General features: G+C 66.8%; 22 protein-coding genes and 1 pseudogene. 12 read left to right on the plus strand and 11 right to left on the minus strand.

All coding sequences use genetic code 11. The features are described from left to right. The first annotated feature begins 136 nt into the window (after positions 1 to 136). Entirely contained in the window at positions 137 to 778 is a 642-nt protein-coding gene (locus ACFQNJ_RS15585) for an integron integrase (RefSeq protein ID WP_465262231.1), read from the plus strand. Here the strand turns inward: ACFQNJ_RS15585 and ACFQNJ_RS15590 are convergent. After that, a complete protein-coding gene (locus ACFQNJ_RS15590; protein WP_374639587.1) occupies positions 697 to 1,140 on the minus strand; it encodes an acyl-CoA thioesterase in 444 nt (147 codons plus the stop codon). The genes ACFQNJ_RS15585 and ACFQNJ_RS15590 overlap by 82 nt on opposite strands. A gap of 88 nt (positions 1,141 to 1,228) precedes the next feature. Here ACFQNJ_RS15590 and ACFQNJ_RS15595 point away from each other — a divergent pair, with 88 nt between their 5' ends. After that, entirely contained in the window at positions 1,229 to 3,100 is a 1,872-nt protein-coding gene (locus tag ACFQNJ_RS15595; protein WP_382259234.1) for an ABCB family ABC transporter ATP-binding protein/permease, read from the plus strand. 6 nt (positions 3,101 to 3,106) lie between these two features. On the opposite strand, the gene ACFQNJ_RS15600 is transcribed toward ACFQNJ_RS15595, so the two are convergent. The 3 genes from ACFQNJ_RS15600 to ACFQNJ_RS15610 form a co-directional block, all read right to left on the minus strand. Further along, positions 3,107 to 4,213, minus strand: coding sequence for a M14 family metallopeptidase (locus tag ACFQNJ_RS15600; protein ID WP_382259236.1), 1,107 nt, complete (start codon positions 4,211 to 4,213; stop codon positions 3,107 to 3,109). After that, complete coding sequence (locus ACFQNJ_RS15605) at positions 4,210 to 5,439, minus strand: M20 aminoacylase family protein (RefSeq protein ID WP_382259238.1); 1,230 nt, start codon at positions 5,437 to 5,439, stop codon at positions 4,210 to 4,212. Before ACFQNJ_RS15605 ends, ACFQNJ_RS15600 begins: the two co-directional genes overlap by 4 nt. 134 nt (positions 5,440 to 5,573) lie before the next feature. Beyond that, positions 5,574 to 6,725 carry an ABC transporter substrate-binding protein gene (locus ACFQNJ_RS15610; protein ID WP_382259240.1) on the minus strand — a complete coding sequence of 384 codons (1,152 nt, stop codon included), beginning with the start codon at positions 6,723 to 6,725 and terminating at the stop codon, positions 5,574 to 5,576. A gap of 78 nt (positions 6,726 to 6,803) precedes the next feature. Here ACFQNJ_RS15610 and ACFQNJ_RS15615 point away from each other — a divergent pair, with 78 nt between their 5' ends. The 3 genes from ACFQNJ_RS15615 to ACFQNJ_RS15625 are packed head-to-tail and all read left to right on the plus strand — an operon-like array spanning position 6,804 to position 10,305. Continuing rightward, on the plus strand, positions 6,804 to 8,864 hold the full coding sequence (locus ACFQNJ_RS15615; protein WP_382259242.1) for a molybdopterin-containing oxidoreductase family protein: 2,061 nt from the start codon (positions 6,804 to 6,806) through the stop codon (positions 8,862 to 8,864). Continuing rightward, entirely contained in the window at positions 8,864 to 9,964 is a 1,101-nt protein-coding gene (locus tag ACFQNJ_RS15620; RefSeq protein ID WP_382259373.1) for an aminopeptidase, read from the plus strand. Before ACFQNJ_RS15615 ends, ACFQNJ_RS15620 begins: the two co-directional genes overlap by 1 nt. A gap of 17 nt (positions 9,965 to 9,981) precedes the next feature. Then, a complete protein-coding gene (locus tag ACFQNJ_RS15625) occupies positions 9,982 to 10,305 on the plus strand; it encodes a polyhydroxyalkanoic acid system family protein (RefSeq protein ID WP_374639581.1) in 324 nt (107 codons plus the stop codon). Positions 10,306 to 10,326: 21 nt separating this feature from the next. On the opposite strand, the gene ACFQNJ_RS15630 is transcribed toward ACFQNJ_RS15625, so the two are convergent. Then, a complete protein-coding gene (locus ACFQNJ_RS15630; protein WP_374639580.1) occupies positions 10,327 to 10,581 on the minus strand; it encodes an acyl-CoA-binding protein in 255 nt (84 codons plus the stop codon). Positions 10,582 to 10,717: 136 nt separating this feature from the next. Between ACFQNJ_RS15630 and ACFQNJ_RS15635 the strand changes: the two genes are divergently transcribed. After that, positions 10,718 to 12,262, plus strand: a complete 1,545-nt coding sequence (locus ACFQNJ_RS15635; protein ID WP_382259244.1) for a wax ester/triacylglycerol synthase family O-acyltransferase — start codon at positions 10,718 to 10,720, stop codon at positions 12,260 to 12,262. Between the two features lie 15 nt (positions 12,263 to 12,277). On the opposite strand, the gene ACFQNJ_RS15640 is transcribed toward ACFQNJ_RS15635, so the two are convergent. Both ACFQNJ_RS15640 and ACFQNJ_RS15645 read right to left on the minus strand, forming a co-directional pair. Beyond that, the gene (locus ACFQNJ_RS15640; protein WP_374639578.1) at positions 12,278 to 13,048 is read right to left on the minus strand and encodes a type III pantothenate kinase; all 771 of its coding nucleotides are present in this window, start codon (positions 13,046 to 13,048) and stop codon (positions 12,278 to 12,280) included. Between the two features lie 64 nt (positions 13,049 to 13,112). Then, the gene (locus ACFQNJ_RS15645) at positions 13,113 to 13,784 is read right to left on the minus strand and encodes a helix-turn-helix transcriptional regulator (protein WP_374639577.1); all 672 of its coding nucleotides are present in this window, start codon (positions 13,782 to 13,784) and stop codon (positions 13,113 to 13,115) included. Positions 13,785 to 13,876: 92 nt separating this feature from the next. On the opposite strand from ACFQNJ_RS15645, the gene ACFQNJ_RS15650 reads away from it, so the two are divergent. Both ACFQNJ_RS15650 and ACFQNJ_RS15655 read left to right on the plus strand, forming a co-directional pair. Then, positions 13,877 to 15,187, plus strand: coding sequence for a sensor histidine kinase (locus tag ACFQNJ_RS15650; protein WP_382259247.1), 1,311 nt, complete (start codon positions 13,877 to 13,879; stop codon positions 15,185 to 15,187). An 8-nt stretch (positions 15,188 to 15,195) separates the two neighbouring features. Continuing rightward, a complete protein-coding gene (locus tag ACFQNJ_RS15655) occupies positions 15,196 to 16,182 on the plus strand; it encodes a response regulator (RefSeq protein ID WP_382259249.1) in 987 nt (328 codons plus the stop codon). Here the strand turns inward: ACFQNJ_RS15655 and cqsA are convergent. The 4 genes and pseudogenes from cqsA to ACFQNJ_RS15675 all read right to left on the minus strand — a co-directional run bounded on the left by cqsA (position 16,170) and on the right by ACFQNJ_RS15675 (position 18,971). Next, on the minus strand, positions 16,170 to 17,423 hold the full coding sequence (cqsA, locus tag ACFQNJ_RS15660) for an alpha-hydroxyketone-type quorum-sensing autoinducer synthase (RefSeq protein WP_382259251.1): 1,254 nt from the start codon (positions 17,421 to 17,423) through the stop codon (positions 16,170 to 16,172). The genes ACFQNJ_RS15655 and cqsA overlap by 13 nt on opposite strands. Before the next feature lie 174 nt (positions 17,424 to 17,597). Next, positions 17,598 to 18,008: a rhodanese-like domain-containing protein gene (locus ACFQNJ_RS15665; RefSeq protein WP_382259375.1), complete on the minus strand. Its 411-nt coding sequence runs from the start codon at positions 18,006 to 18,008 to the stop codon at positions 17,598 to 17,600. A gap of 204 nt (positions 18,009 to 18,212) precedes the next feature. Next, a pseudogene (locus ACFQNJ_RS15670) lies at positions 18,213 to 18,713 on the minus strand (MBL fold metallo-hydrolase); the annotation flags it as partial. A gap of 12 nt (positions 18,714 to 18,725) precedes the next feature. After that, a complete protein-coding gene (locus tag ACFQNJ_RS15675; RefSeq protein WP_374639572.1) occupies positions 18,726 to 18,971 on the minus strand; it encodes a metal-sensitive transcriptional regulator in 246 nt (81 codons plus the stop codon). A gap of 261 nt (positions 18,972 to 19,232) precedes the next feature. Between ACFQNJ_RS15675 and ACFQNJ_RS15680 the strand changes: the two genes are divergently transcribed. The 4 genes from ACFQNJ_RS15680 (at position 19,233) to ACFQNJ_RS15695 (ending at position 24,065) form a co-directional block, all read left to right on the plus strand. Continuing rightward, entirely contained in the window at positions 19,233 to 20,351 is a 1,119-nt protein-coding gene (locus ACFQNJ_RS15680) for a TRAP transporter substrate-binding protein (RefSeq protein ID WP_382259253.1), read from the plus strand. Between the two features lie 59 nt (positions 20,352 to 20,410). Continuing rightward, positions 20,411 to 21,043, plus strand: a complete 633-nt coding sequence (locus ACFQNJ_RS15685) for a TRAP transporter small permease subunit (protein WP_382259255.1) — start codon at positions 20,411 to 20,413, stop codon at positions 21,041 to 21,043. Then, complete coding sequence (locus ACFQNJ_RS15690; RefSeq protein ID WP_382259257.1) at positions 21,040 to 23,031, plus strand: TRAP transporter large permease; 1,992 nt, start codon at positions 21,040 to 21,042, stop codon at positions 23,029 to 23,031. Before ACFQNJ_RS15685 ends, ACFQNJ_RS15690 begins: the two co-directional genes overlap by 4 nt. A gap of 137 nt (positions 23,032 to 23,168) precedes the next feature. Then, on the plus strand, positions 23,169 to 24,065 hold the full coding sequence (locus ACFQNJ_RS15695; RefSeq protein ID WP_382259259.1) for a PPK2 family polyphosphate kinase: 897 nt from the start codon (positions 23,169 to 23,171) through the stop codon (positions 24,063 to 24,065). Positions 24,066 to 24,086 lie beyond the last annotated feature (21 nt).

Genomic DNA, 24,086 nt, shown 5'->3' on the forward strand with positions numbered 1-24,086 from the left:
CGCCGATTGGGGGCATCCCTCCGGCAGAAGCTGAGGCAAACTACTGGAGGCAATTCGCCAACAGCAACACCTCAACAGAGGTGTCAACTTAAATCAACCGGCCTCCTGGAAACCCGGGGCGGTTCAGACCGAGGGCCTGGCGCTGCGCGTCAAGGACATCGATTTTGACCGGCAGGCCATCGTGGTGCGCGGCGGCAAGGGCGACAAGGACCGGGTGGTGATGCTGCCACGCACGCTGGTGCCCCGCCTGCAGGAACAGCTGATGCAGGCGCGGGCCTTGTGGTCTCAGGACAGGGCGACCGGACAAAGCGGTGTCTACCTGCCGCATGCACTGGAGCGCAAGTACCCCAGGGCCGGCGAGACCTGGGCCTGGTTCTGGGTGTTCCCCGCACCCAAGAACTCCACCGACCCGGTCACCGGCACCATCCGACGGCATCACCTGTTTGAAGAAAAGCTCGCGCGCCGGCTGAAGCTGGCGGTGCAACAGGCCGGCATTGCCAAGCACGTGACGGTGCACACCCTGCGGCATTCGTTTGCCACGCACCTGCTGCAGGCAGGCACCGACATCCGCACCGTGCAGGAGCTGCTGGGGCACAGCGATGTGTCCACCACCATGATCTACACGCACGTGCTCAAGGTGGCGGCCGGGGGCACGGCCAGCCCGCTGGATGCCCTGGCGCTGCCGGCGCAGTCCCGTCAGCCCTTCGCTGGGGGCAGCCCGTCCTTGGCGTCTTTGGGAATGGGCGTGGGCCGGCCTTCGTCGTCGATGGCGACGTAGGTCAGGCTGGCTTCGGTCACCTTGACGTACTGGCCCTGGGCCTTGAAGCGTTCGGCAAAGACTTCCACCTGGACCGTGATGGAGGTGTTGCCGATGCGGGTGACGTGGGAATAGAAGCTCAGGATGTCGCCCACGCGCACGGGCTGCTTGAACACGAACTGGTTGACCGCCACCGTGGCCATGCGGCCGCGCACGTAGCGCGCGGGCAGCACGGCGCCGGCCAGGTCGACCTGGGCCATGACCCAGCCGCCGAAGATGTCGCCGTTGCCGTTGGTGTCGGCCGGCATGGGGATGACCTTGAGGACGAGTTCCCGGCCTTCGGGCAGGGGTGTCTGGGGGCGGGGGCTTGATTCGTCGGACATGGGCACAATCTCTCTCATTGGGTCTATTGTGCGGCACTCGCCGCACAGGTCCCCACCCGCACACCCCCCACGCCCTTCCGCCCGTCTGATGCGCCGCGCCAGTTCATCCCCCACCCTGCCCCTGAACGATGCCCCACCGGGCCAGCCGGCCCAGCCCCGGTCAGACTGGGCCACGCTGCGTCGCCTGCTGCCCTACCTGTGGCAATACAAGTGGCGGGTGATGCTGGCGCTGGGCTTCATGGTGGGGGCCAAGCTGGCCAATGTGGGCGTGCCGGTGCTGCTCAAGGAACTGGTGGACGCCATGACGATTCCGCCCGGCAGCGCGCAGGCGCTGCTGGTGGTGCCGGTGGCGCTGCTGCTGGCCTATGGCCTGCTGCGCCTGTCCACCAGCCTGTTCACCGAACTGCGCGAACTGGTGTTTGCCAAGGCCACCGAGGGCGCCACGCGCAGCATTGCGTTGCAGGTGTTCGGCCACCTGCACAGCCTGAGCCTGCGCTTTCACCTGGAGCGGCAGACCGGCGGCATGACGCGCGACATCGAGCGCGGCACGCGCGGGGTGCAGTCGCTGATCTCGTATTCGCTCTACAGCATCTTTCCGACGCTGATCGAGGTGACGCTGGTGCTGACCCTGCTGGGCACCAAGTTCGACATGGGCTATGTGTGGATCACGCTGGCGGCGCTGGTGCTGTACGTGTACTTCACGGTGACGGTGACCGAGTGGCGCACCAAGTTCCGCCGTGAGATGAACGAGCTGGAATCCAGCAGCCAGACACGGGCGGTGGATTCGCTGCTGAACTACGAAACGGTCAAGTACTTCAACAACGAGGCGTTCGAGGCGCGGCGCTACGACGAGGCGCTGGAGAAGCTGCGCAAGGCCCGCCTCAAGAGCCAGAGCACGCTGTCCATGCTCAACACCGGACAGCAGCTGGTGATTGCGGTGGCGCTGGTGGCCATGCTCTGGCGCGCCACCCAGGGCGTGGCCGATGGCAGCATGACGCTGGGCGACCTGGTCATGGTCAATGCCTTCATGATCCAGTTGTACATCCCACTGGGCTTCCTGGGCGTGCTGTACCGCGAGATCAAGCAGAGCCTGACCGATCTGGACAAGATGTTCACCCTGCTGGAGAAGGAGCGCGAGATTGCCGACGCACCGGGCGCCCTGCCCCTGCAACTGGACGGCCCGCCCACGGTGCGCTTTGAGGATGTGCGCTTTGCCTACGAGCCGGCCCGGCAGATCCTGCACGGCATCAGCTTTGAGATCCCGGCCGGCAAGACGGTGGCGGTGGTGGGGCCGTCAGGCTCGGGCAAGAGCACGCTGGCGCGGCTGCTCTACCGCTTCTACGACATCGGCTCAGGCGCCATCCGCATCAACGGCCAGGACATCCGGCAGGTGACCCAGGGCAGCGTGCGCCAGGCCATCGGCATCGTGCCGCAGGACACGGTGCTGTTCAACGACAGCATCGAATACAACATCCTGTACGGCCGGCCGGACGCCGGTCATGACGCAGCGGTGGCGGCGGCGCGGGCGGCCCACATCCACGACTTCATCGAGCGGCTACCGCAGGGCTATGCCACGGTGGTGGGTGAACGGGGGCTTAAGCTCTCGGGCGGCGAGAAGCAGCGCGTGGCCATTGCGCGCACGCTGCTGAAGAACCCGCCCATCCTGATCTTTGACGAGGCCACCTCGGCGCTGGATTCGGCCAACGAGCGCGCCATCCAGGCCGAGCTGCGCAGCGCCGCGCGCAACAAGACGGCGCTGGTGATTGCCCACCGGCTGTCCACCGTGGTGGACGCGCACGAGATCATCGTGCTGGAGCACGGCCACATTGTCGAGCGCGGCACCCACGCCCAGCTGCTGGCCCAGGGCGGGGTCTACGCCGGCATGTGGGCCCTGCAGCAGAGCGGGGCCGACACCGCGGCCGGGTCGCCCCCGGCATCGGCCGCCGGGGCCACCGCCTGAGGGTGGTCAGGCCACCTTGCCGCTCAGGCCGTCCACGGCCTGGAACAGGGCCTGGCGTGCCTGCGACACGATCTGGCCACGCCAGGTGTCGGTGTCGGTGTAGAAGGCCTTGAGCAGGCGCTGCTTGATGGCGGTCTGCAGTTCGGCCGGCGCCTGCGGATGCAGGTGCAGCCAGTGGTCCCCACGCAGGGCGGCAATCACTTCGGGAATCGGTTCGGTGCCGTACTCCAGCGCCATGCCGGTGTATTCGGCCTGCGGGCATTCCTCGTAGGCCGAGATCCACATCAACCCGGTCAGCAGGGCGGAGGTCGAGCTGCCGTCGTAGATGGAGGTGATGGGCGTTTGGCCGTTGCCACCCCACCAGGCGCGGGCGCGCTGCAGGGCCGCCGCATCGTCACGGCAGGCAAAGATGCGCTCGCCCAGGCCGCTGGGGCCCAGGCCGGTGTGCAGGTCGATCCAGCCCAGGCGCTGCGCCTTGCTGCCGTAGGTGCGCAGCACCTCGCGCAGGGTGCGGTTGCTCCAGGTCGGGGCCGTGCCGCCAAAGAACATGCCGTCGTTGAACTGGTGCTGGCCCTGCGTGACGGCGGACTGGAAGGCCGGCATGTCATGGTGGGCGATCCAGTCGGCAATGGCGGCGTCGTTTTCGGCGGTGGGCGGCCACTCGGCGGGCAGCAGCAGCGGGTGCAGGGCCGCATAGGCGGCATTGACTGGCAAGGGCTGGCTGAAATCCTGGAAGTTGCGGTTGAGGTCGACGTTCTCGTTGGTGACCCGGCGCAGGTGCGAGAAGCCGTAGGGGTTGAGCGCGTGGATGTAGAGCACGGCCACGCCGGCCTGGCGCGCATGCTCTCGCCACGGTTCGTCGTGGGTGGCGTGCACCTGGACACCGGAACCGCAGAAGCCTTCGGCGCCATGGCAGGCGCTGCTGACGATCAGCAGGGCCTGGGCGTCGGCCGGGCCGTCCAGCGCCACGTCCATGGCCAGGGTCTCGCCCTCACGACCCTTGAGCGGGTGCTCATAGCTGCGGATGGCCATGCCGGCCGCTGCCGCGCCTTCCAGGAATTTGACGCGGGCGCGGGCATAGCTGGGAGAAAAAGCCTCGTTGATGCCGATCATGCGGCGCCCCCGGGCTTGGCCTGGGCGAACCAGTCTTCGACCAGCCGCACCCAGAAGGTGGCGCCCAGGGGGATCAGGTCATCGTTGAAGTCGTAGTGGGGGTTGTGCAGGGTGCAAGGGCCGGCATCGTGGCCACCGCCCTCGTAGCTGCCGCGGTGCGCGCCGTCGCCGTTGCCGATGAACAGGTAGCAGCCGGGCTTTTCCTGCAGCATGTAGGCAAAGTCTTCGGCGCCCATGGTCGGCTCCTGGTTCAGCACACCTTCCGGGCCGACGATGTCCTGGAGCACGCGGCGGGCAAACGCTGTTTCGGCCGCGTGGTTGACCGTGGGCGGGTAGTTGCGCTTGAACTTGAAGTCGACCGTGGCGCCGAAGGCTGCGGCCGTGTGCTGGGCAATCTCCTGCATGCGGCGCTCGATCAGGTCCAGCACCTCGTAAGTGAAGGTGCGCACGGTGCCCTGGATCTCGCAGCTGTCGGGCACCACGTTGGTGGCCTCGCCGGTGTGAATCATGGTCACGCTGATGACGCCGGCATCCACCGGCTTTTTGTTGCGCGTGATGATGGTCTGGAACGCCTGCACCATCTGGCAGGCGACGGGCACCGGGTCGATGCCGTTGTGCGGCAGGGCCGCATGGGCCCCCTTGCCGTGGATGGTGATGTGGAACTCGTTGCTCGAGGCCATGACCGGACCGCTGCTGAGCGCAAAGCCGCCCACGGGCAGACCCGGCCAGTTGTGCATGCCGTAGACCGCATCCATGGGAAACTGCTTGAACAGCCCGTCCTTGATCATCTCGCGGGCGCCGCCACCGCCTTCTTCGGCCGGCTGGAAGATCAGGTACACGGTGCCGTCAAAGTTGCGGTGTTTGGCCAGGTGCTGGGCTGCGGCCAGCAGCATGGCGGTGTGGCCGTCGTGGCCGCAGGCGTGCATCTTGCCGTGGTGGCGGCTGGCATGACCAAAGGTATTGAGTTCGGTCATGGGCAGGGCGTCCATGTCGGCGCGCAGGCCAATGGCGCGGCCACAGGCCCCGCCGTCGCGCCCGTGCACGATGCCGACCACCCCGGTGGTGCCGAGGCCGCGGCGGATCGGGATGCCCCAATCGGTCAGGCGGGCGGCCACCACGTCGGCGGTGCGGACCTCTTCAAAGCACAGCTCGGGGTGCGCGTGGATGTCTCGTCGGATGGCGGCAATGCCGGCCGCCTCGGTCAGGATCGAATCAATCAGTTTCATGGGTTTCCTCGGGTCCGGCGTGTGGGGCTGCAGGGCGCCCCGTTCATGGCCAAACAGGCATCCTACCGCCGGGGCAGACGCTTGCCCAGCCACGGCGGAACACCCTGTCCTCCGGATGGGATATGCGCGTCACCTTAGCGACGCACGCGGCCGTCTTCGGTCAGCAAGGTCAGTTCGACAAAGCGCGAACCCACCCGCTGGCGGGGACCGAATTCGAGCGTGAAGCCGCCCAGGTCGATCTTCTGCAAGCCATCGATCGTGGCCAGGAAGCTCTCGCGGGTGAGGTTGCGGCCCGCGCGGCGCAGCACCTCGGTAAACAGCTTGGCCGCGACGAAGCCCTCCATGCCCGAGTAGTTGGGGACGACGCCGCGCTTGTCCTTGAGCGCGGCCTGGTACTCGGACGCCAGCGGCGTGGAAGACGAGTAGGGATAGGGCATGACCTGGCTGACCGAGACCCCCTTGGCCTCAGCACCCAGTTCGTCGAGCAGGGCCTGTGTACCCACGAAGGACACGTTGTAGAAGTTGCCGGTGTAGCCGGCGCGCCGGGCCTGGCGGACAAAGACCGCGCAGGCCTGGTAGGCGCCGATCTGCACGATGGCCTCGGGTCTGGACGCCAGAATCTTCTTGACCGCCGGTTCCACCTCGGTGGAATTGCGCGCCACCACGCCCACCCCCACCGGCGCCAGGTCCAGTGATTTGAGCGCGGCCTGCACACCGGCCAGGCCGGCCTGGCCATAGCCATCATCCTGGTGGAAGACTGCAATGCGCTTGATGCCGACCGCCGTCAGCTGCCGCACGATGGCGGCTGTCTCGTCGTTGTAGGACGCGCGGATGTGCACCACGTGGCGGTTGAAGGGTTCACGCAACACGTCGGCCCCGGTCAGGGGCGCGAACACAGGCACCTTGGCCTGGTCCGCGAGCGGCAATGCGGCCTGCGTCGTGGCCGTGCCCACATAGCCGAACAAAGCGAACACGTCGTCCTGCAGGAACTGGCGGGTGTTGGCCTCACATTTCTGCGGGTCGTAGGCGTCATCGACGCGCTTGAGCTCGATCTTGCGGCCGTTGATGCCACCCTTGGCGTTGACACCTTCAAAGTAGGCCATGGCACCCAGGTGGTACTGCACCCCCAGTTGCTGCGCCGGCCCGGAAAACGCGGCCGACTGACCCAGCACGATCAGGTTGTCCTTGACCCCTGATGACTGGGCCCGGGCCAGAGAACTCCAGCCACCCAGCAACGACAAACCCATCCCCTGTCCGATGGCGGACACAACCCGACGACGACGCATTCGTTCACTCCTGCTATCCTGCTTTTCGATGTGCCCGCTTGTGGCGGGCTGGCCGAACCTTAATCCAAAATTACAAAGATGCAACCCCCCATTAACGCCAATGGACAGGGATCCACTGTACGCGGCGCCTGCCCCCATGACTGCCCGGACACCTGCGCACTGCTGACCACCGTGCAGGATGGGCGCGCCATCCGCGTGCAGGGCAACCCGGCGCACCGGCACACCGACGGTGCCCTGTGCACCAAGGTGTCGCGCTACACCGAACGCAGCTACCACCCGGATCGCATCCTCACGCCCCTGCGGCGCACCGGCCCCAAGGGCAGCGGCCAGTTCACGCCGGTGTCCTGGGATGAGGCGCTGGACGAGATCGCCAGCCGCCTCAAGCCCATTGCCGCCCGGGATCCGCAGGCCATCCTGCCCTACAGCTACGCCGGCACCATGGGGCTGGTGCAGTCCGAAGGCATGGCCGCCCGCTTCTTCCACCGTCTGGGCGCTTCCCATCTGGAACGCACGATCTGTGCCACGGCCGGCGGCGAAGGCTTGATGCACACCCTGGGCGGCAAGGTGGGCATGAAGGTGGAGCACTTTGCCGAATCGAAACTGATCCTGATCTGGGGCAGCAATTCGATCGGCAGCAACCTGCACTTCTGGCGCGTGGCGCAGCAGGCCAAGCGCGACGGCGCCCGGTTGGTCTGCATCGACCCGCGCCGCACCGAGACCGCCGACAAATGCCACGAGCACATCGCCCTGCTGCCCGGCACCGATGCAGCGCTGGCGCTGGCGCTGATGCACGAGCTGATCGCCAACGACTGGCTGGACCACGACTACATCGCCCGCCATACACTGGGCTGGGAGCGACTTCGTGAACGCGCGCTGCAATGGCCGCCCGAGCGGGCCGCGCAGGTGTGCGGTGTGCCGGTGGAACAGATCCGCCGCCTGGCCCGGGACTATGGCACCACGAAACCCGCCGCGATCCGCCTGAACTACGGCATGCAGCGGGTTCGCGGTGGCGGCAACGCGGTGCGCGCGATTGCCTGCCTGCCGGCGCTGGTCGGCGCCTGGCGCAATCGCGCCGGCGGACTGCTGCTGTCGGCCTCAGGCTTTTTCCCGATCCGCCGCCAGGCGCTGCACCGCCCGGACCTGCTGGCCGGCCGCACGCCCCGCACCATCAACATGGTGACCATCGGCGACGACCTGCTGCGCGAGGCATCGCCAGACTTTGGCCCGAAGATCGAGGCGCTCATCGTCTACGACAGCAATCCCGTGGCGGTGGCACCCGAATCGGGCAAGGTGGTGCAGGGCTTCGCGCGCGAAGACCTGTTCACCGTGGTGCTGGAGCACTTCCAGACCGACACCGCCGACTACGCCGACATCATCCTGCCGGCCACCACGCAGCTGGAGCACTGGGACATCCACGCCAGCTATGGCCACACCGATGTGCTGCTGAACCGGCCGGCGATTGCCCCGGTGGGGCAGGCGCGCCCCAACACCGAGGTGTTCCGCGCACTGGCGGCGCGCATGGGCTTCGATGACCCCTGCTTCGCCGACGATGACCTGAGCCTGTGCCGCACGGCCTTTGGCGATGCGGTGGATTTTGAGCAGTTGCTGAACCAGGGTTATGCCACGCTGCCGATCCCCGAGGCACCGTTTGCTGACGGCGGCTTCCCGACCGCCTCGGGCAAGTGCGAGTTCTTCAGTGAACGCCTGGCCCGCCAGGGCATGGACGGCCTGCCCGACCACCTGCCCAACCATGAGCCGGCGGGCAGCGACACGCGCCATCCGCTGGCCATGATCTCGCCACCGGCGCGCAACTTCCTGAACTCCAGCTTTGTCAACGTGAAGAGCCTGCGCGACATCGAAGGCGAGCCGCTGCTGGAGATCCACGCCGACGACGCCCACACGCGCGGCATTGCCGATGGCCAGCTGGTGCGGGTGTTCAATGACCGCGGTGAATACCGCTGCAAGGCCCGCATCAGTGAACGGGCGCGCCCCGGCGTGGTCAATGGCCTGGGCATCTGGTGGCGCAAGCTTGGGCCTTCAGGCACCAACGTGAACGAGGTGACCAGCCAACGCCTGACCGATCTGGGCAACGGACCGGTGTTCTACGACTGCCTGGTCGAAGTCAGCCCCTGCGCATGATGACGACCCGATGGTGGCGGCGAGGCGGTCTGGCGGGTCTGCTGGTGCTGACGCTGGCCGGCTGCACGAGCCCCCTCAGCGGACCGGGCTACTACTGGCAATCGGTCACCGGCCACCTGGCGCTGGTGAGCGCCGCCCGCCCGGTGGAGGACTGGCTGCAGGACCCGGCCACGCCCGCCCTGGTGCGCACCCGCCTGCAGGCGGCGCAGGCCATCCGTCGCTTTGCCATCACCGAACTCGGTTTGCCTGACAACCCCAGCTACACCCGCTACGCCGATCTGGGCCGACGCGGCGCGGTCTACAACGTGGTGGCGGCGGCCCCGTTCTCGCTGAAGCTGGAGCAGTGGTGCTTTCCGGTGACCGGTTGCGTGGGCTACCGGGGCTACTTTGCCGAGGCCAACGCCCGCGCCTATGCCGCCACCCTGGACCCGGCGCTGGAGGTGGCGGTGTATCCGGTGCCGGCCTACTCCACCCTGGGCTGGACCAACTGGATGGGGGGTGACCCGCTGCTGAACACCTTCATCACCTACCCCGAAGGTGAGCTGGCGCGGCTGATCTTCCACGAGCTGGCGCACCAGCTGGTCTATGCGAAGAACGACACCCCCTTCAACGAGTCGTTTGCCACGGCGGTCGAGCGCCTGGGTGGTGAGCGCTGGCTGCGTGAGCAGGCCGGGGAGACCGCACGACAGGAGTACGCCCGCTTCCAGGAACGGCGCCAGGCTTTCCGGGCGCTGACCCGCCAGACCCGGGACCGGCTGGAAGCGGTCTATGGGGACACGAGCCTGGACCCCGCCACGCGCGCCGCGCGCAAACAGGCGGTGATGGCCGAGTTTCGGGCCGGGTATGCGCGGCTGCGCGAGTCCTGGGGCGGCTATGCCGGCTACGACCGTTGGGTGGCCGCGGCCAACAACGCCCTCTTTGGTGCCCAGGCGGTGTACGACCAGTGGGTGCCCGCCTTCGAGGCCCTGTTCGAGCGCGAGGGCCGGGACTTCCCGCGCTTTTATGATGCGGTCAGGCGGCTGGCCGATGCCACGCCGGCCGAGCGCCTGGCCGCCCTGCAGGCCCTGATGCCAGTCGCACCGCCCAGCAACCCTTCCTGACACCCGACGACACCGCCATGGCCGAGATTCACATCCGACGCGATCACTTCCTGGGACTGGCCAAGGCACGCAAGATTGCCTGGCAGTGGGCCGAACAGGCCGAGAGCGAATTCGACATGGAGTGCGCCTACGCCGAGAGCCCCGACGGCGACGAGGTGACGTTCAAACGCAGCGGCGTCAACGGCACCCTGCTGGTCACGCCCGACCATTTCGAGCTCAACGCGAAGCTGGGATTCCTGCTCGGCGCCTTCAAGGACCGCATCGAGCTGGAGATCGTCAAGAACCTGGACGAACTGCTGGCGCAAAAAAAACCCGCCAGCCGCAAGGGCAAGGCGGGTTGACCGGCGTGCGGGCCTGACGAATCAGGACAGCGACTCGATCAGGTCGATGTACTGCTGCATGGCGTCATCGGACGAGACGCCCTTGAAACCGTTCCAGGCATCCCACTTGGCACGGCCGACCATGTCGCCGAAGCCCGGCTTCTTCTCGGTGATGTCACCGGCGGTGGCCTGCTTGTACAGGCCGTAGATCTTGAGCAGGGTGGCGTTGTCGGGGCGCTCGGCGAGCTTCTTGGAGTTGGCAACCGCCGCTTCAAAGCGGGACTTCAGATCGGACATGGGGGTCTCCTGACGGTAAAAGGGGCACCCGGATCCACCCGGGTAACGCCCGGTATCTTACGGTCGGGCCGAACGGCAAAATAGACAGCTTCCCCCAACACGACCGCCCCGCCGCGCGGCAATGACAGGAGACAACATGGTTGAGCGTATCGCCCGCGCCGGCAACCGGACCGCACGCCCCGCGCGCAAGGCGCCTGCCAGGCCGTCTGTGGTGGAGGCGCTGGCCAGTTCGCTGGGCTTCGAGGGCGAGCGCATGAGCAAGGTCGACACCGCCTGGCTGCGCATGGATTCGGACGTCAACCGCATGATGATCGTGGGGGTCTGGATCCTGCGGCCGGGCATCACGCTGGCCGCCCTGCAGGAGCGCGTGCGTGACCGGCTGCTGCCCTACCGCCGCTTTGTCCAGGCCGCCCGCGAGGACGCCACCGGCGCTCACTGGGTGGACGACCCCGACTTCCGGCTGGAGCGGCACGTGACGGCACAGGTGTTGCGCCGTCGCCGCGGCGAGAGCGCCCGCTCGGCCCTGCAGGCGCGTGTGGCGGACCTGGCCATGCAGACGCTGGATCCCCAGCACCCGCTGTGGCATTTCGAACTGGTCGAGGACCATGAGGGCGGATCGACGCTGATTGCCCGCATCCACCATTGCATCGCCGACGGCATCGCACTGATCAGCGTGATGATGAGTCTGGTCGATGGCGGCCCCCCGCCCCGCCAGCGGCGCCCCCGTACCACCGAAGGCGGCAAGCTCGATGCCGCCGAACTGTGGCTGGCCGACACCCTGATCCGCCCCCTGGGTGACCTGACCGCCCGTGCCCTGGACGTGGCCGGTGGCGGGGCCGCACGCACGCTGGCGATGATCGGATCGCCCCAGCAGGGACTGAGCGAGTCGCTGGAGCAGGCGGGCGATCTGGCGCGGCTGGGCACACAGCTGGCCAGTGACCTGGCGGCGCTGGCACTGATGCCCGACGACACCCCCACATCGCTCAAAGGGCAACCTGGCGGGCAGAAGGCGGTGGCCTGGGCCGACCCGGTGCCGCTGGACGAGGTCAAGGCGGTGGGCAAGGCCATGAACTGCTCGGTCAATGATGTGCTGCTCAGCTGTGCGGCCGGCGCCATCGGGCACTACCTGCGCCAGCAGGGCGAGAACACCGAGGGGGTCGAGATCCGCGCGATGGTGCCGATCAACCTGCGGCCCATGGAGCAGGCCTGGCAGCTGGGCAACCGCTTCGGCCTGGTGCCCCTGGTGCTGCCGGTGGGCATCGAGCACCCGCTGGAGCGGCTGTTCGAGGTGCGCCGCCGGATGAATGCCCTCAAGGGCAGCCTGCAGCCCATCCTGACCTTCGGCCTGCTGTCGCTGGCGGGCCTGCTGGTCAAGCCCGCCCAGGACGCCATGCTCAGCCTGTTCGGCCGCAAGACCACGGCGGTCATGACCAATGTGCCGGGGCCTGCGAAAAAGCTGAAATTCTGTGGTGCCACCCTTGAGCAGACCATGTTCTGGGTCCCGCAGACGGGCACCGTGGGCGTGGGTATCTCGATCCTGAGCTACGGCGGTGGCGTGCAGTTCGGCATGATCGCCGACCGCACACTCTGCGCGGACCCGCAGGCCGTGATCGACGGCTTCGAGCCGGAACTGACGCAGTTGCTGGCGCTGTCGCTGATGCTGCCCTGGGGAGAGGCCTGACAGGCCTGTGATGGCTCAGGCCGGCTGCAGGCGCTGGCTGGCAATCTCCAGCAGGCCATCGAAGATCAGGCTTTCGACCAGTTCGCACCGCGTGGACATGCTGGGCGCCATCTTCCAGCCCGCGCCACCGGTCATGTAGCAGACCGGCTCTTCGCCGCAGTGCTGGCGCAGGTTGTCCCACATGCGCTGGACCGCGCCAGCGATGGCAAAGGTGCCGCCGCTGGTCAGGGCGTCGCTGGTGTTGGTGGGAAAGTCGCGCACCTCGCCCGTGGGCACGTGCAGCCCGGCGGTACCCGACTCCAGCGCCCTGAGCATGATGCCGTGACCGGGCAGGATGATGCCGCCCAAAAAGCGTCCATCGGTGTCGATGGCCTCGACCGTCACGGCCGTCCCGACCATCACCACCACACAGGGGCGGGGCCTGCCCTGGCCCAGCAGGCGCTGACGTGCGCCGATCATGGCCACCCAGCGATCCGAGCCCAGGCGGGCCGGGTGGTCGTAGCCGTTGCTCAACCCGGCCTCGGCGCTGCTGGAGACCACCCACTGCGGCGTGACGTCCCAGATCTCCAATTGCTCTTCGACGCGTCGCTTGACCGCATCGCCGGCGACGATGCAGCCCAGCACCCAACGGGGGGCGGGCAGCTGGCTCCAGTCGCCTTCGCCCAGCTTCTCGATGTTCTCCAGAAACTGGGCGCCATGGGCCAGCAGCCGAGCGCCGACCCGGGGTTCGTCGTACAGCGCCCATTTCAGGCGGGTGTTGCCCACATCGATTGCCAGAAAGCTCATACCCGGCATTATCCCCATGCACGCGCGGGAATTTTCCGCAACGCAGCAAGATCGCGATCGACGATCAGATGAGCCCCAGCCAGCAGGCCTTCTGCACCGCCTGCAACTTGTTGTCGGTGTGCAGCTTGGCCATCGCGTTGGCGAGGTGGTAGTTGACGGTGCGCTCTGCGCAGTCCATGCGCAAGGCGGTCTCGCGCGCCGTCAGCCCCTCGAAGGCCAGCTGGAGGCTCTCCAGCTCACGCGGGCTCAGCGTGACACGCGTTTCCGCAATCGCACGGCGCAGCATGGGCCAGATGTTCAGTGCCGACCAGGCCAGTTCGGCCGCCTCGGTGCGGCTGGCGAAGGCGCGCGCACTGAACATGAAACACTCGAACGCCCGACCGGCAGGCAAGGCAAAAGCGACCCGCACCACCGTCTGGTAGCCATGCGCCACCCACAGGCGACGCCAACGCGAGGGCGACTCCTGCCAGGCTGCCTTGGCGATTTCCTGCCAGGCGACCATGGGCGCATCGCTGTCGCGCCAGGGGGCGCCGAAGTCCCGGCTGTCGGCCAGCGCCTGGGCTTCCGGCAACAGGCGGGGCGGATGGACCGCCAGCACCTGGCGACTCTCGCGGCCGGCATCGGGATCGGGCCCCAGCACCAGAACGGCGTCCACGCCGTATTCCCGCAGGGCAATTACCCAGTCGGCCAGGATGGCGTCGACACCGACACTGTCAAAGTTGACAGGGAGGGTCATGCCACCACCCGGTGTTCTCCAGCGACAATGGCCCGTTGGTGGCATCCGCAGGGAGACCACCGCATGCAACGGGCATTGACGAAGGGATTCATGTGAAGCTGGACCGGCTGTGGCTGCACGGAGCGCCTGGGCGCTGGTGGCGCCGCTTTCAGGAAGAAGTGGTGCACGCTCCGCTGGAGCCCATTTTGCATCCTTCTTCCTTTCGCCTGGCCCTGATCGGTCTCTTCACGCTGCTGGGCCACCTGATGTTCGGCATCATCTGGTCGGTCTGGCTGCCGCAGCCCTATGAGAACGTGGCCATGCGGGCGCTGATGGGTTCGCTGGCGGTGGTGTACCTGGTGCCCGCCGTGCGCCGCGACCCATCCTCGCCCGCAAGCGCCTGGCTGTTCGGTATGGCCACCTGGTTGCAGCTGCCCTGGTACTTCTGGTGGATGTACTGGATGAACGACGGCAATGCGGTGTGGCTGGCCAGCACGGCAGCCATGATCCTGATCTACTTTCACGCGACCGACTGGCGCCTGGCCACCCTGGGTACGCTCTCGGGCGGACTGCTGGGCTGGGTCACTGCGCAGCTGATGCTGGCCGGACCCGCCGGCTGGCACATGCCGCACGAGCATCTGGTCACCCTGGCGTTCGCGTTCTTCATGGGGCTGATGCTCGGTTTCTCCAGCGCGAACCTGCGCCGCACCCGACTGCTCAACACGCTGAGCACCATGGGCGTGATGGCGCACGAACTGCGCACGCCACTGGCCACCATCGACCTGATGGGTGATGTTCTGCGCACCCTGGCCCAGCACGACCTGCCCGAACCCAAGCAACGCAAGCTGCATGATCTGGCCAACCGCCTGCACCAGCTGGTGCGGACCATGCACCGCCAGATCGATACCCAGATCTCCAACGCCCAGCTGCAGCGCCTGCCCCACGAGCAGACCCCCATCATGGCGGCCGCCCTGGTGCAGGACGCGGTGGCCCACTACCCCTACCGCAGCGGGCGGGAACGCGACTGCGTGCAGGTGGTGATCCAGCAGGACTTCTGCTTCCGGGGTTCGCCGCAGCTGTTTGCCCAGGTGCTGAACAACCTCATCAAGAACGCGCTGCATTCGCTGGTGGCCTCGACCAAGGTCATCGAGGCCGGCGACCTTCGCCTGACCGTGGGGGTGCACCACGGCAAGGGCCGGATCGCCGTGGCCGACGAGGGTCTGGGCATGGGTCCGGAGCAGCTGAGCCGGATTTTCGAGCCGTTCTATTCCACGCAGGCCGGCGCCGGCAGCGGGCTGGGACTGAGCTTTTGCCGCAACGTGGTCGAGGCGGTGCGCGGCACCATCAAGGTTCACTCCGAGTCCGGTCGCGGCGCCGTTTTCATGATCGACCTGCCCCTGGACAGTGGCGATCGCCCTGCCTGACTGACGCCATGCATTCGAACCTGCCCCTCTTTCACCGCGCCGGTGGCATCGTGTTCCTCGATGACGCGATCGACTATCTTGAACTGGTCGGCATGGTCCTGCCACCCCAATGGCATGTGGAGCTGTTTTCCCGGCCGGCCAGTTTCCTCCAGCGCATGGCCGGTGAACCGGCCCGCTGGGAGGCAGACGTGGCCCGGCAACTGTCCATGCTGGACCGGCACCGGCACGGCCAGCCGCTCATCCCGCTGCTGCTGAACTACTGGTCCACCTGCCCCGAGCGCCTGATGCTCGCGCGGGTGTGCGTGGTCGACTACGCGATGCCCGGGGCCGATGGACTGCAGGTGCTTTCGTCGCTGGTGGACTGGCCAGGCTCGCGGGTCATGCTGACCGGGCAGGCCGAGGACCAGATCGCGATCCGGGCGTTCAATGAGGGGCTGATCGAGCAGTTCGTGCAGAAGCAGACCCATCAGATCGCCCAGGTGCTGGTCGGCATGCTCTCGCGCCTGCTGTACCAGCCGCATGCCCGGATCGATGCGGCCTGGCGCACGGCCTTGCGCGCAGAACAGCTGGGGCTGCTGCGGACCGCCTCGGTCGACGGGCAGCTCAGCGAATATGCCCGGCAGCACTGGGTGGAGCATGCGGTGGTGGACGAGCCCTTCGGCATCCTGGGCCTGCGCCAGGACGGCAGCTGCGAATGGATGCAGCTGGAGCCGGCCGGCCATCTGGGCGAACTGGCCGAGCTGGCCGCCTCGGTGGGGCTGCCCGGCGATCAGGTGCGCGACATCGAACAGGCCCGCCGGCTGGCCGCCGTCGAGCTGCACCAGCAGTTGCGCCTGACGGGCCCGGTGCGCACCGCACCGGCCTTCGAGGTCGGCCATGGCAAGCTGCTGACCGCCGCGGTCTTCCCGCTGTCGGCCGACGATGTGGGCGCACGAATCCTGCCCTGGCAGGCATTCGTGCAACAGCAGGGCGAGCGGGTGGTTCAGGACGCCTGAATCGCGCCTTCGTGCAGGCGCTGGCGACGCGCCGCCGGCCAGTCCCAGGGTCGCACGAGGGGTGCGATGTCGGCGGCCACGGCGATCAGGTGTTCGATCTCGGCATCGGTCAGGGCGGCGTTGAGGGTCAGGCGCACCAGCGCCCGGTTGCGCGCGGTGGCCGGCGCGCAGAAGATGGCCCCGAAGACGCCGCGCGACTCCAGCGCATCACGCAGGCGCATCGTGTCTGGCTCAGATCCGGCTTCCAGCGCGATGATCTGTTCGGTGCCCTGACCGATGGGGTAGCCCAAGGCCTCCAGTGCACTTCGCACCCGGCGCGTCACCTCGAACAGCCGGGACCGCTGCGCATCGGCGCGCTGAAGGACACCGACGGTTGCCTGCAGTCCCGCGATCTCGTGCGGCAGCAGGCAACTGCTGAAGATGTTGGGAAAGCTGGAGCTGAGGATGTAGTAACGCATGCTGGCCGGCATGGTGAAGAAGCCTGCGCGCCCGGCCATGGCCTTGGCCAGGCTGGCGGTGATGAAGTGCACACGATCGGTCAGACCCAGCTGGGCGCACAGACCCGCGCCCGCGGGGCCATGGGTGCCCAGTGAATGCGATTCGTCGACCAGGAGCATGGCGCCGTGCTTCTCCACCACCTCGACCATCTCCGCCAGCGGACACACGTCCCCGGTGGTGCTGTAGACGGAATCGACCACCACGACGCCAGGCCCCTTGCGCGTCATCATGCGGTCCAGAAAATCCGGGTCGTTGTGGCGGAACATGTGAGCGGGCGCGCGGGCCGCGTGCGCCCCCTCCCAGAGGGAGGCGTGGGCCTGGCCATCCAGGTACACGGGTGTCTGGGCATCGGCAATCGCCTGCAGCAAACCGACGTTGGCCGAGTACCCGGACTGGCAGATCAGGGCATCCTCCTTGCCCACCCAATGGGCCAGACTGGCCTCCAGCGCTCGGCTGGGGTGCTGCTGCAGCAGGAACACGCCGGACTGGACAACGAACTCGCTGTCGCGGGTCATCGCGTTCACATGGGCACGTACGATGTCGGGGTGGCCGGTGACCGCCAGGTAGTCATTGCCATCCAGGCGCACGGCGTCCGGACCGGGCTGGCGACCATGCAACACGAAGCGACCTCCCCAGTCCTTGTCCCATCGGGTTTGAAAGTCGCGCGCGATGCGGGCCTGCAGCACGGGCGAGAGCGGCGGGTTGGCGGGAGCTGCGTTCAGGGGTTGTGCCAGCGTTTCCATGGGGATCTCCTTTCGGGTTGAGAGATCCCATTGAAAAAAAGAATGCGCTGGATGGGGGACAAGACCTGTCAGGTTTGACAGGGGTTGTTACGCTTTCGACTCAAGTTTGCCGCCGTCGAGCCGATAAGCGGCGCTTCAAATGGTACCGCGCGGTCCAAGCTTGGGTGAATGGCGTCAGTTCTGCCGCCAGGGCAAGCCGTGATGCCGCCACCCGCCCCGGCGCCCCCGGTGGGCGTTCCCATCGGGGTCGCCCTCGAAGCCCTCGAGAATGTTGTAAGCCTGCAGACCCAGTTCGGTGGCCCGTTTGGCCGCCGCCACCGAGCGCACCCCACTGCGGCACAGCAGCACCAGCTTTCGGCCACCGGCCGCTGCGGCCTGAATCTGGCTGTCGAACAGGGGGTTCATGACCATGCCTGGCCATTGCTTCCAGGCCACGTTCACCGCCCCCGGCACGAAACCCACCCACTCCCGCTCGGCGTCGGTGCGGACATCCACCAGCACCGCTTCACCCGACTGCACCCAATGCCAGGCCAGCTGCGGCGACACGTCACCGGCATAGCCTGCCTGCACCGGTCTGGGTTGCATCAGGAGCACGCCATCGGCATCGTGGCGGAGGCCGGAAGTCAGATTCGCCGGCACCGCTTCGTCGATGCGCCGGGGGCGGGGCAGGTTCAACGCGTCCATGATGGCCACGAACTCGTCTTCGGTCTTGCCGGCCACGCGGGGGTTGCCGGTCTTCTCCTGCCCGATGGTCGAGTGGGATCGGCCCTGGTAGTCATGGCCGGGCCATACGGTGGTGGCGTCCGGCAGGGCGAACAGGACCTGGGTGAGGCTGCGGTAGAGATCCCGCGCACTGCCCGACTGGAAATCGGTGCGCCCACAGCCATGGATGAGCAGGGTATCGCCCGTGAAGACATGGTCACGCCAGACAAAGCACATGCTGCCCGCCGTGTGGCCCGGGGTGTGCAGGGCACTCAGAGACTCGGCACCGAAGCGCAAGGTGTCCCCGTGCCGCAACTGCACCGCCGCGGTGCCAATCCCGCAGCCTTCGGGCGCGGCCGTGCGGGCACCGGCCAACTCCGCTAGCTTGCCCGCACTGGTGATGTGATCGGCGTGCGCATGGGTCTCCAGCGTCCACACCAGCTTCAGACCGTATTCCCGAAGGATGCCCAAGTCCCGGTCGATCTGCTCGTCCACCGGGTCGATGATCACGGCCTCCCGGCTGCCCTGATCGAACAGCACATAGGTGTAGGTACTGGATGCGGGATCGAACAGCTGAAGCGGTTTCATCAGAGGCAGGTTTCAGGAGAAGCGAGACAGCATGTCGGCGACGTCATCCGGCGGCACATCGCCCTGGGCGATCACGCAGCTGACCATCGCAAAGAAGCTCTTGTCCAGCGCCTTGCGGGCGGCGGCCAGCTGCTGCGCCACCTTCTCGCAGTCGGCGTCTTCCTCGATCAGTTTCTGGATGCCGCGCAGCTGCCCTTCGACGCGCTTGAGGCGCAGCACCAGCGCACGCTTGCGTTCAGGATCGTGGACGGTGGTCATGGGCAATCTCCGGCGTTGGGGTCAGGGGGACAGACCGATATTTTGCCTGTCCGGCCAGCGCCAGATCCACGTACCCCGGGGTGTAGACCCCATCAACAAGGCCGTGAATAAATTTCATGTTGCCACATAACGAAAAAACCATTTTCAAATCAAGGAGTTAGCGTCACGAACATGACACCCGACTGGTGAAAACCCTGCACGGACCGGCAGGCACTTGCGCGCATCATCAAATCCTTCACAGCCCACCACAGGAGACAACCGATGGATCAGAAGAAAACCGCGACCTCTCGCCGCAACATGATCAAGGGCGCCGCCGTGGCCGCTGGCGCCATGTCGGTGCCGATGGTCGCGACCGCGCAGACCACCACCCTGCGCTTCCAGAGCACCTGGCCGGCCAAGGACATCTTCCACGAGTACGCCAACGACTTCGCCAAGAAGGTCAACGACATGGCGAGCGGGCGCCTGAAGATCGAAGTGCTGCCCTCGGGTGCCGTGGTGCCGGCCTTCCAGCTGCTGGAAGCCGTCAGCAAGGGCACCCTGGACGGCGGTCACGGTGTGATCGCCTACTGGTACGGGAAGAACTCGGCCCTGGCCCTGTGGGGATCGGGCCCCGCCTTCGGCATGGACCCGAACATGGTCCTGGCCTGGCACAACTACGGCGGCGGCAAGGAGCTGGTCGAGGAAATCTACAAGTCCCTGAACATGGACGTGCAGACCTTCCTGTATGGCCCGATGCCCACCCAGCCGCTGGGCTGGTTCAAGAAGCCGGTGGCCAAGGTCGAGGACATGAAGGGCCTGAAGTTCCGCACCGTGGGCCTGGCGGTGGACGTGTTCACCGAACTGGGTACGGCCGTCAACCCGCTGCCAGGCGGCGAGATCGTGCCGGCGCTGGACCGCGGCCTGATCGACGCGGCCGAGTTCAACAACGCCTCGTCCGACCGCGTGCTGGGCTTCCCTGACGTGGCCAAGAACTGCATGCTGCAGTCCTTCCACCAGAGCGGCGAGCAGTTCGAGATCCTGTTCAACGGCCCGAAGTACCGCGCCCTGCCGCAGGAACTGCGCTCCATCATCGACTACGCCGTGCAGGCCGCGTCCGCCGACATGAGCTGGAAGGCCATCCAGCGCAACTCGCAGGACTACATCGAGCTCAAGAAGCAGGGTGTGAAGTTCTACAAGACCCCGGATTCGATCCTGCGCGCACAGCTGGCCGCCTGGGACAAGACCATCGCCAAGAAGGCGGCCGAGAACCCGATGTTCAAGAAGGTGCTCGACTCGCAGAAGGCGTTCGCCGAGCGCGCTGGACAGTGGCAGAACGACTACACGGTCGACTTCAAGATGGCCTACAACCACTACTTCGGCAAGGGCGCCAAGAAGAGCTGACCGGCCCTTCTGCCCCCCAGGGGCGCCCGCGGGCGCCCCTTTTTTCGTTGGGACTCTTCATGCAAAAACTGCTCATTGCCGTTGACCGCTTCTCCACCTGGTTCGGCAAGGCCGGCGCCTGGTCGGCGGCGGTGCTCACGCTCCTGATCTGCTGGGAGGTGTTCTCCCGCTATGTGCTCAACCAACCCCACGCCTGGATGCTGGACGTGCAGATCATGCTGTACGGCCTGCTGTTCATGACCGCCGGCGCCTACACCCTGGCCAAGAACGGCCATGTGCGGGGCGATGTGCTCTACGGGTTCTTTCGCCCGCGCACGCAGGCCACCATCGATCTGGTGCTCTACATCGTCTTTTTCCTGCCCGGCATCATCGCGCTGACCTGGGCGGGGTGGAGCTTCGCGCAGGATGCGCTGGCGATCCGCGAACAGACCTTCAGCGCCGACCCCCTGCCCATCTACCCGTTCAAGTTTGTGGTGCCGATTGCGGGCGGCGTGCTGCTGCTGCAGGGGCTGGTGGAAATCGTGCGCTGCGTGATCTGCATCCGCACGGGTGAATGGCCCAGCCGCGAGGAGGACGTCGAGGAAGTCGACGTCGACAAACTGAAAGAAATGGTTCACGTGAAAGACAGCGACATCGAGAGTCTGGACCAGTACGTGGTCCGCCAGGCCGAACACAAGGGAGGCCAGGCATGAAGATCCGCAAGGAACTGTGGTTCGGCTTCATCCTGATGGGGCTGATCGGTGGTGGCGCGCTGGCGATGGTGCTGAGCGTCGACCAGATGACCAACGGCCACTACGGCCTGCTGATGCTCTCGCTGGTGGTCGTGGCCATCATGCTGGGCTTTCCGACCGCCTTTACCCTGATGGGCATGGGCATGCTGTTCGCCTTCTTTGCCTACCACTCGGGCGACCAGAGCGCCGCAGGCGCCCTGAAGCAGACGCTGGACCTGATGGTGCAGCGGGCGTTCTCGGTCATGACCAACGACGTGCTGATCTCGATCCCGCTGTTCGTGTTCATGGGTTACCTGGTCGAGCGGGCCAACCTGATCGAAAAGCTCTTCCACAGCCTGCACCTGTCGCTGGCGCGCGTGCCCGGTTCGCTGGGGGTGGCGACGCTGGTGACCTGCGCCGTGTTCGCCACCGCGACCGGCATTGTTGGCGCCGTGGTGACCCTGATGGGCCTGCTGGCCATGCCCCAGATGCTGCGGGCCGGCTACGACGTGCGGCTGACCGCCGGCGCCATCACCGCCGGTGGTTGCCTGGGTATCCTGATCCCGCCCTCGGTCCTGCTGATCGTCTACGGAGCCACGGCCGGCGTGTCGGTGGTGCAGCTGTATGCGGGTGCGTTCTTCCCCGGCATCATGCTGGCGGGCCTGTACATCCTGTACGTGATCATCATGGCCAAGCTCAAGCCGGACTGGGCGCCGCCGCTGTCGGCTGAGCAGCGCCGTGTTCCCCTGCCGGAACCCCTGCTGCGCATCGGCGCCAGCAGCGAAGGCTGGGCCCTGTCGGGTCTGATCAATGCCCTCAAGGGCAAGCGCAACCAGCAGGTGTCCACCAGCTACCTGCTGGGACAGCTGGGCATTGCGCTGGCACCGGCGGTGCTGTTCGCCGCGGTGGCCTTTGCCTCCTACCAGAGCGTGACCACCGTCGAGGTGGAAGAAACCTACGAAGAACTGGTGGCCATGGGCGAAGAGAGCAGCGAGAGCAGCGCCTCCGAGGGCGGTCTGGCAGAGCCCCCGTCCGGGGAAGAGGAAGGCGGCCTGGCCGAGCCTCCCGGCGCTGGCGGTGGCGATCTGGCCGAGCCACCGGGGGCAGAAGCCGCCACCTCTGCGGCCGCAGAGCCACCCGCAGACAGCGTCGCCTTGCCACCCGGCGCGGCGCCTGCCCCGGCAACCGCGGAAGGCTCGCCTGCGCCGACCACGCAGCCCGCACCCACCAGCTACTGGATCGGCCTGGGCGTCGGTGCCCTGGCACTGGCCGTGTTCTACGCTATCCTGAGCTACGCGCGGCTGGAAGTCTTCAAGATGCTGCTGTCGAGCTTCTTCCCGCTGATGGTGCTGATCCTGGCGGTGCTGGGCTCCATCGTCTTCGGACTGGCCACGCCCACCGAGGCGGCCGCCGTGGGCGCCTTCGGCGGCCTGCTGCTGGCGGCGGCCTACCGGCAGCTGACCTTCGGCGTGGTCAAGGAGTCGGTGTTCCTGACGGCCAAGACCAGTGCCATGGTCTGCTGGCTGTTCGTCGGGTCGGCCATCTTCTCGGCAGCCTTTGCCCTGCTGGGCGGCCAGGAGCTGGTCGAGCAGTGGGTGCTGGGCATGAACCTGTCGAAGACGGAGTTCCTGATCCTGTCGCAGGTGATCATCTTCATCCTGGGCTGGCCGCTGGAGTGGACCGAGATCATCGTGATCTTCATGCCGATCTTCATTCCGCTGCTGGACAACTTCGGGGTGGATCCGCTGTTCTTCGGCCTGCTGGTGGCACTGAACCTGCAGACGGCCTTCCTGAGCCCGCCGGTGGCCATGTCGGCGTTCTACCTCAAGGGGGTGAGCCCGCCGCACGTGACGCTGAACCAGATCTTTGCCGGCATGCTGCCCTTCATGGGCATCCAGGTGATTGCCATCATCCTGCTCTACCAGTTCCCTGAGATCGGCCTGTGGTTGCCGCAGGTGCTGTACAAGTGAGGATGAGACGTCCGTGATTTCCCGGGGCGCTTCGGCGCCCCTTTTTTGTGCCGGAACGGTTATATTACGTTTACGTAAACGTCAATCATGCGGACGGGGATGGCTGCGGCCATTCACCGCCCCCCCCAGGAGACACCATGTCACGTCCCAGCCCAGTGCAGCTGCCCTACCCGGCCCAGGCCGTGCAGGCACCGGCCGGTGGCGCCTGGTCGGACTGGCAGGTACCCGCCCAGCCGCCGGGCGCGGAGCGCAATGGGCAGCGCTTCAGACTCAAGGGCGCCCCGCCCGATGCGAAGCCCTTGAGCCGGGGCAGCAAGACCGAAGACCAGCGGGCCCTGGAGACCATCGCCGAAGAGCTCGACCACCTGCAGAACGTCTTCTGGGCCGACCGTCGTTTCAAACTCCTGCTCGTGCTGCAGGGCATGGACACCAGCGGCAAGGACGGCACCGTGCGCAGTGTGTTCTCGCGCACCAGCCCGCTGGGCGTGCACACCATCGGCTGGAAGGCCCCCACCGAAACCGAACGGGACCACGACTTCCTCTGGCGCATTCACCGGAAAGCGCCTGGTGCGGGCGAGATCATGATCTTCAACCGAAGCCACTACGAGGATGTGCTGGTCCCGGTGGTCAACGGGTGGCTATCCCCGGCGCAGACGCAACAGCGGTACGCCCACATCAACGACTTCGAGCGTCTGCTGGCCGAGACCGGCACGGTCATCCTCAAGTGCATGCTGCACATCAGCCATGAGGAGCAGCGCCAGCGACTGCAAGCCCGTGTCGACAACCCGGACAAGCACTGGAAGTTCGATCACAGCGACCTCGAAGTCCGCGAGAAGTGGGACGACTACCAGCGCAGTTACGAGGACATGCTCAACGCCACCAGCACACCCTGGGCGCCGTGGAACGTCATTCCGGCCGACTCCAAGACACACCGCAACCTGATGGTGGGCCAGCTGGTGCGCGACGCCCTGCGCGCGCTGCAGTTGCGCTACCCCCCCGAGAAACCCGATCTCGCTTCCCTGCGAATCACCTGAACACCCCCCACCGAAGAGACC

It is taken from the genome of Hydrogenophaga bisanensis (assembly GCF_042665135.1).
In the GTDB taxonomy this organism is placed as follows: Bacteria; Pseudomonadota; Gammaproteobacteria; order Burkholderiales; family Burkholderiaceae_C; genus Hydrogenophaga; species Hydrogenophaga bisanensis.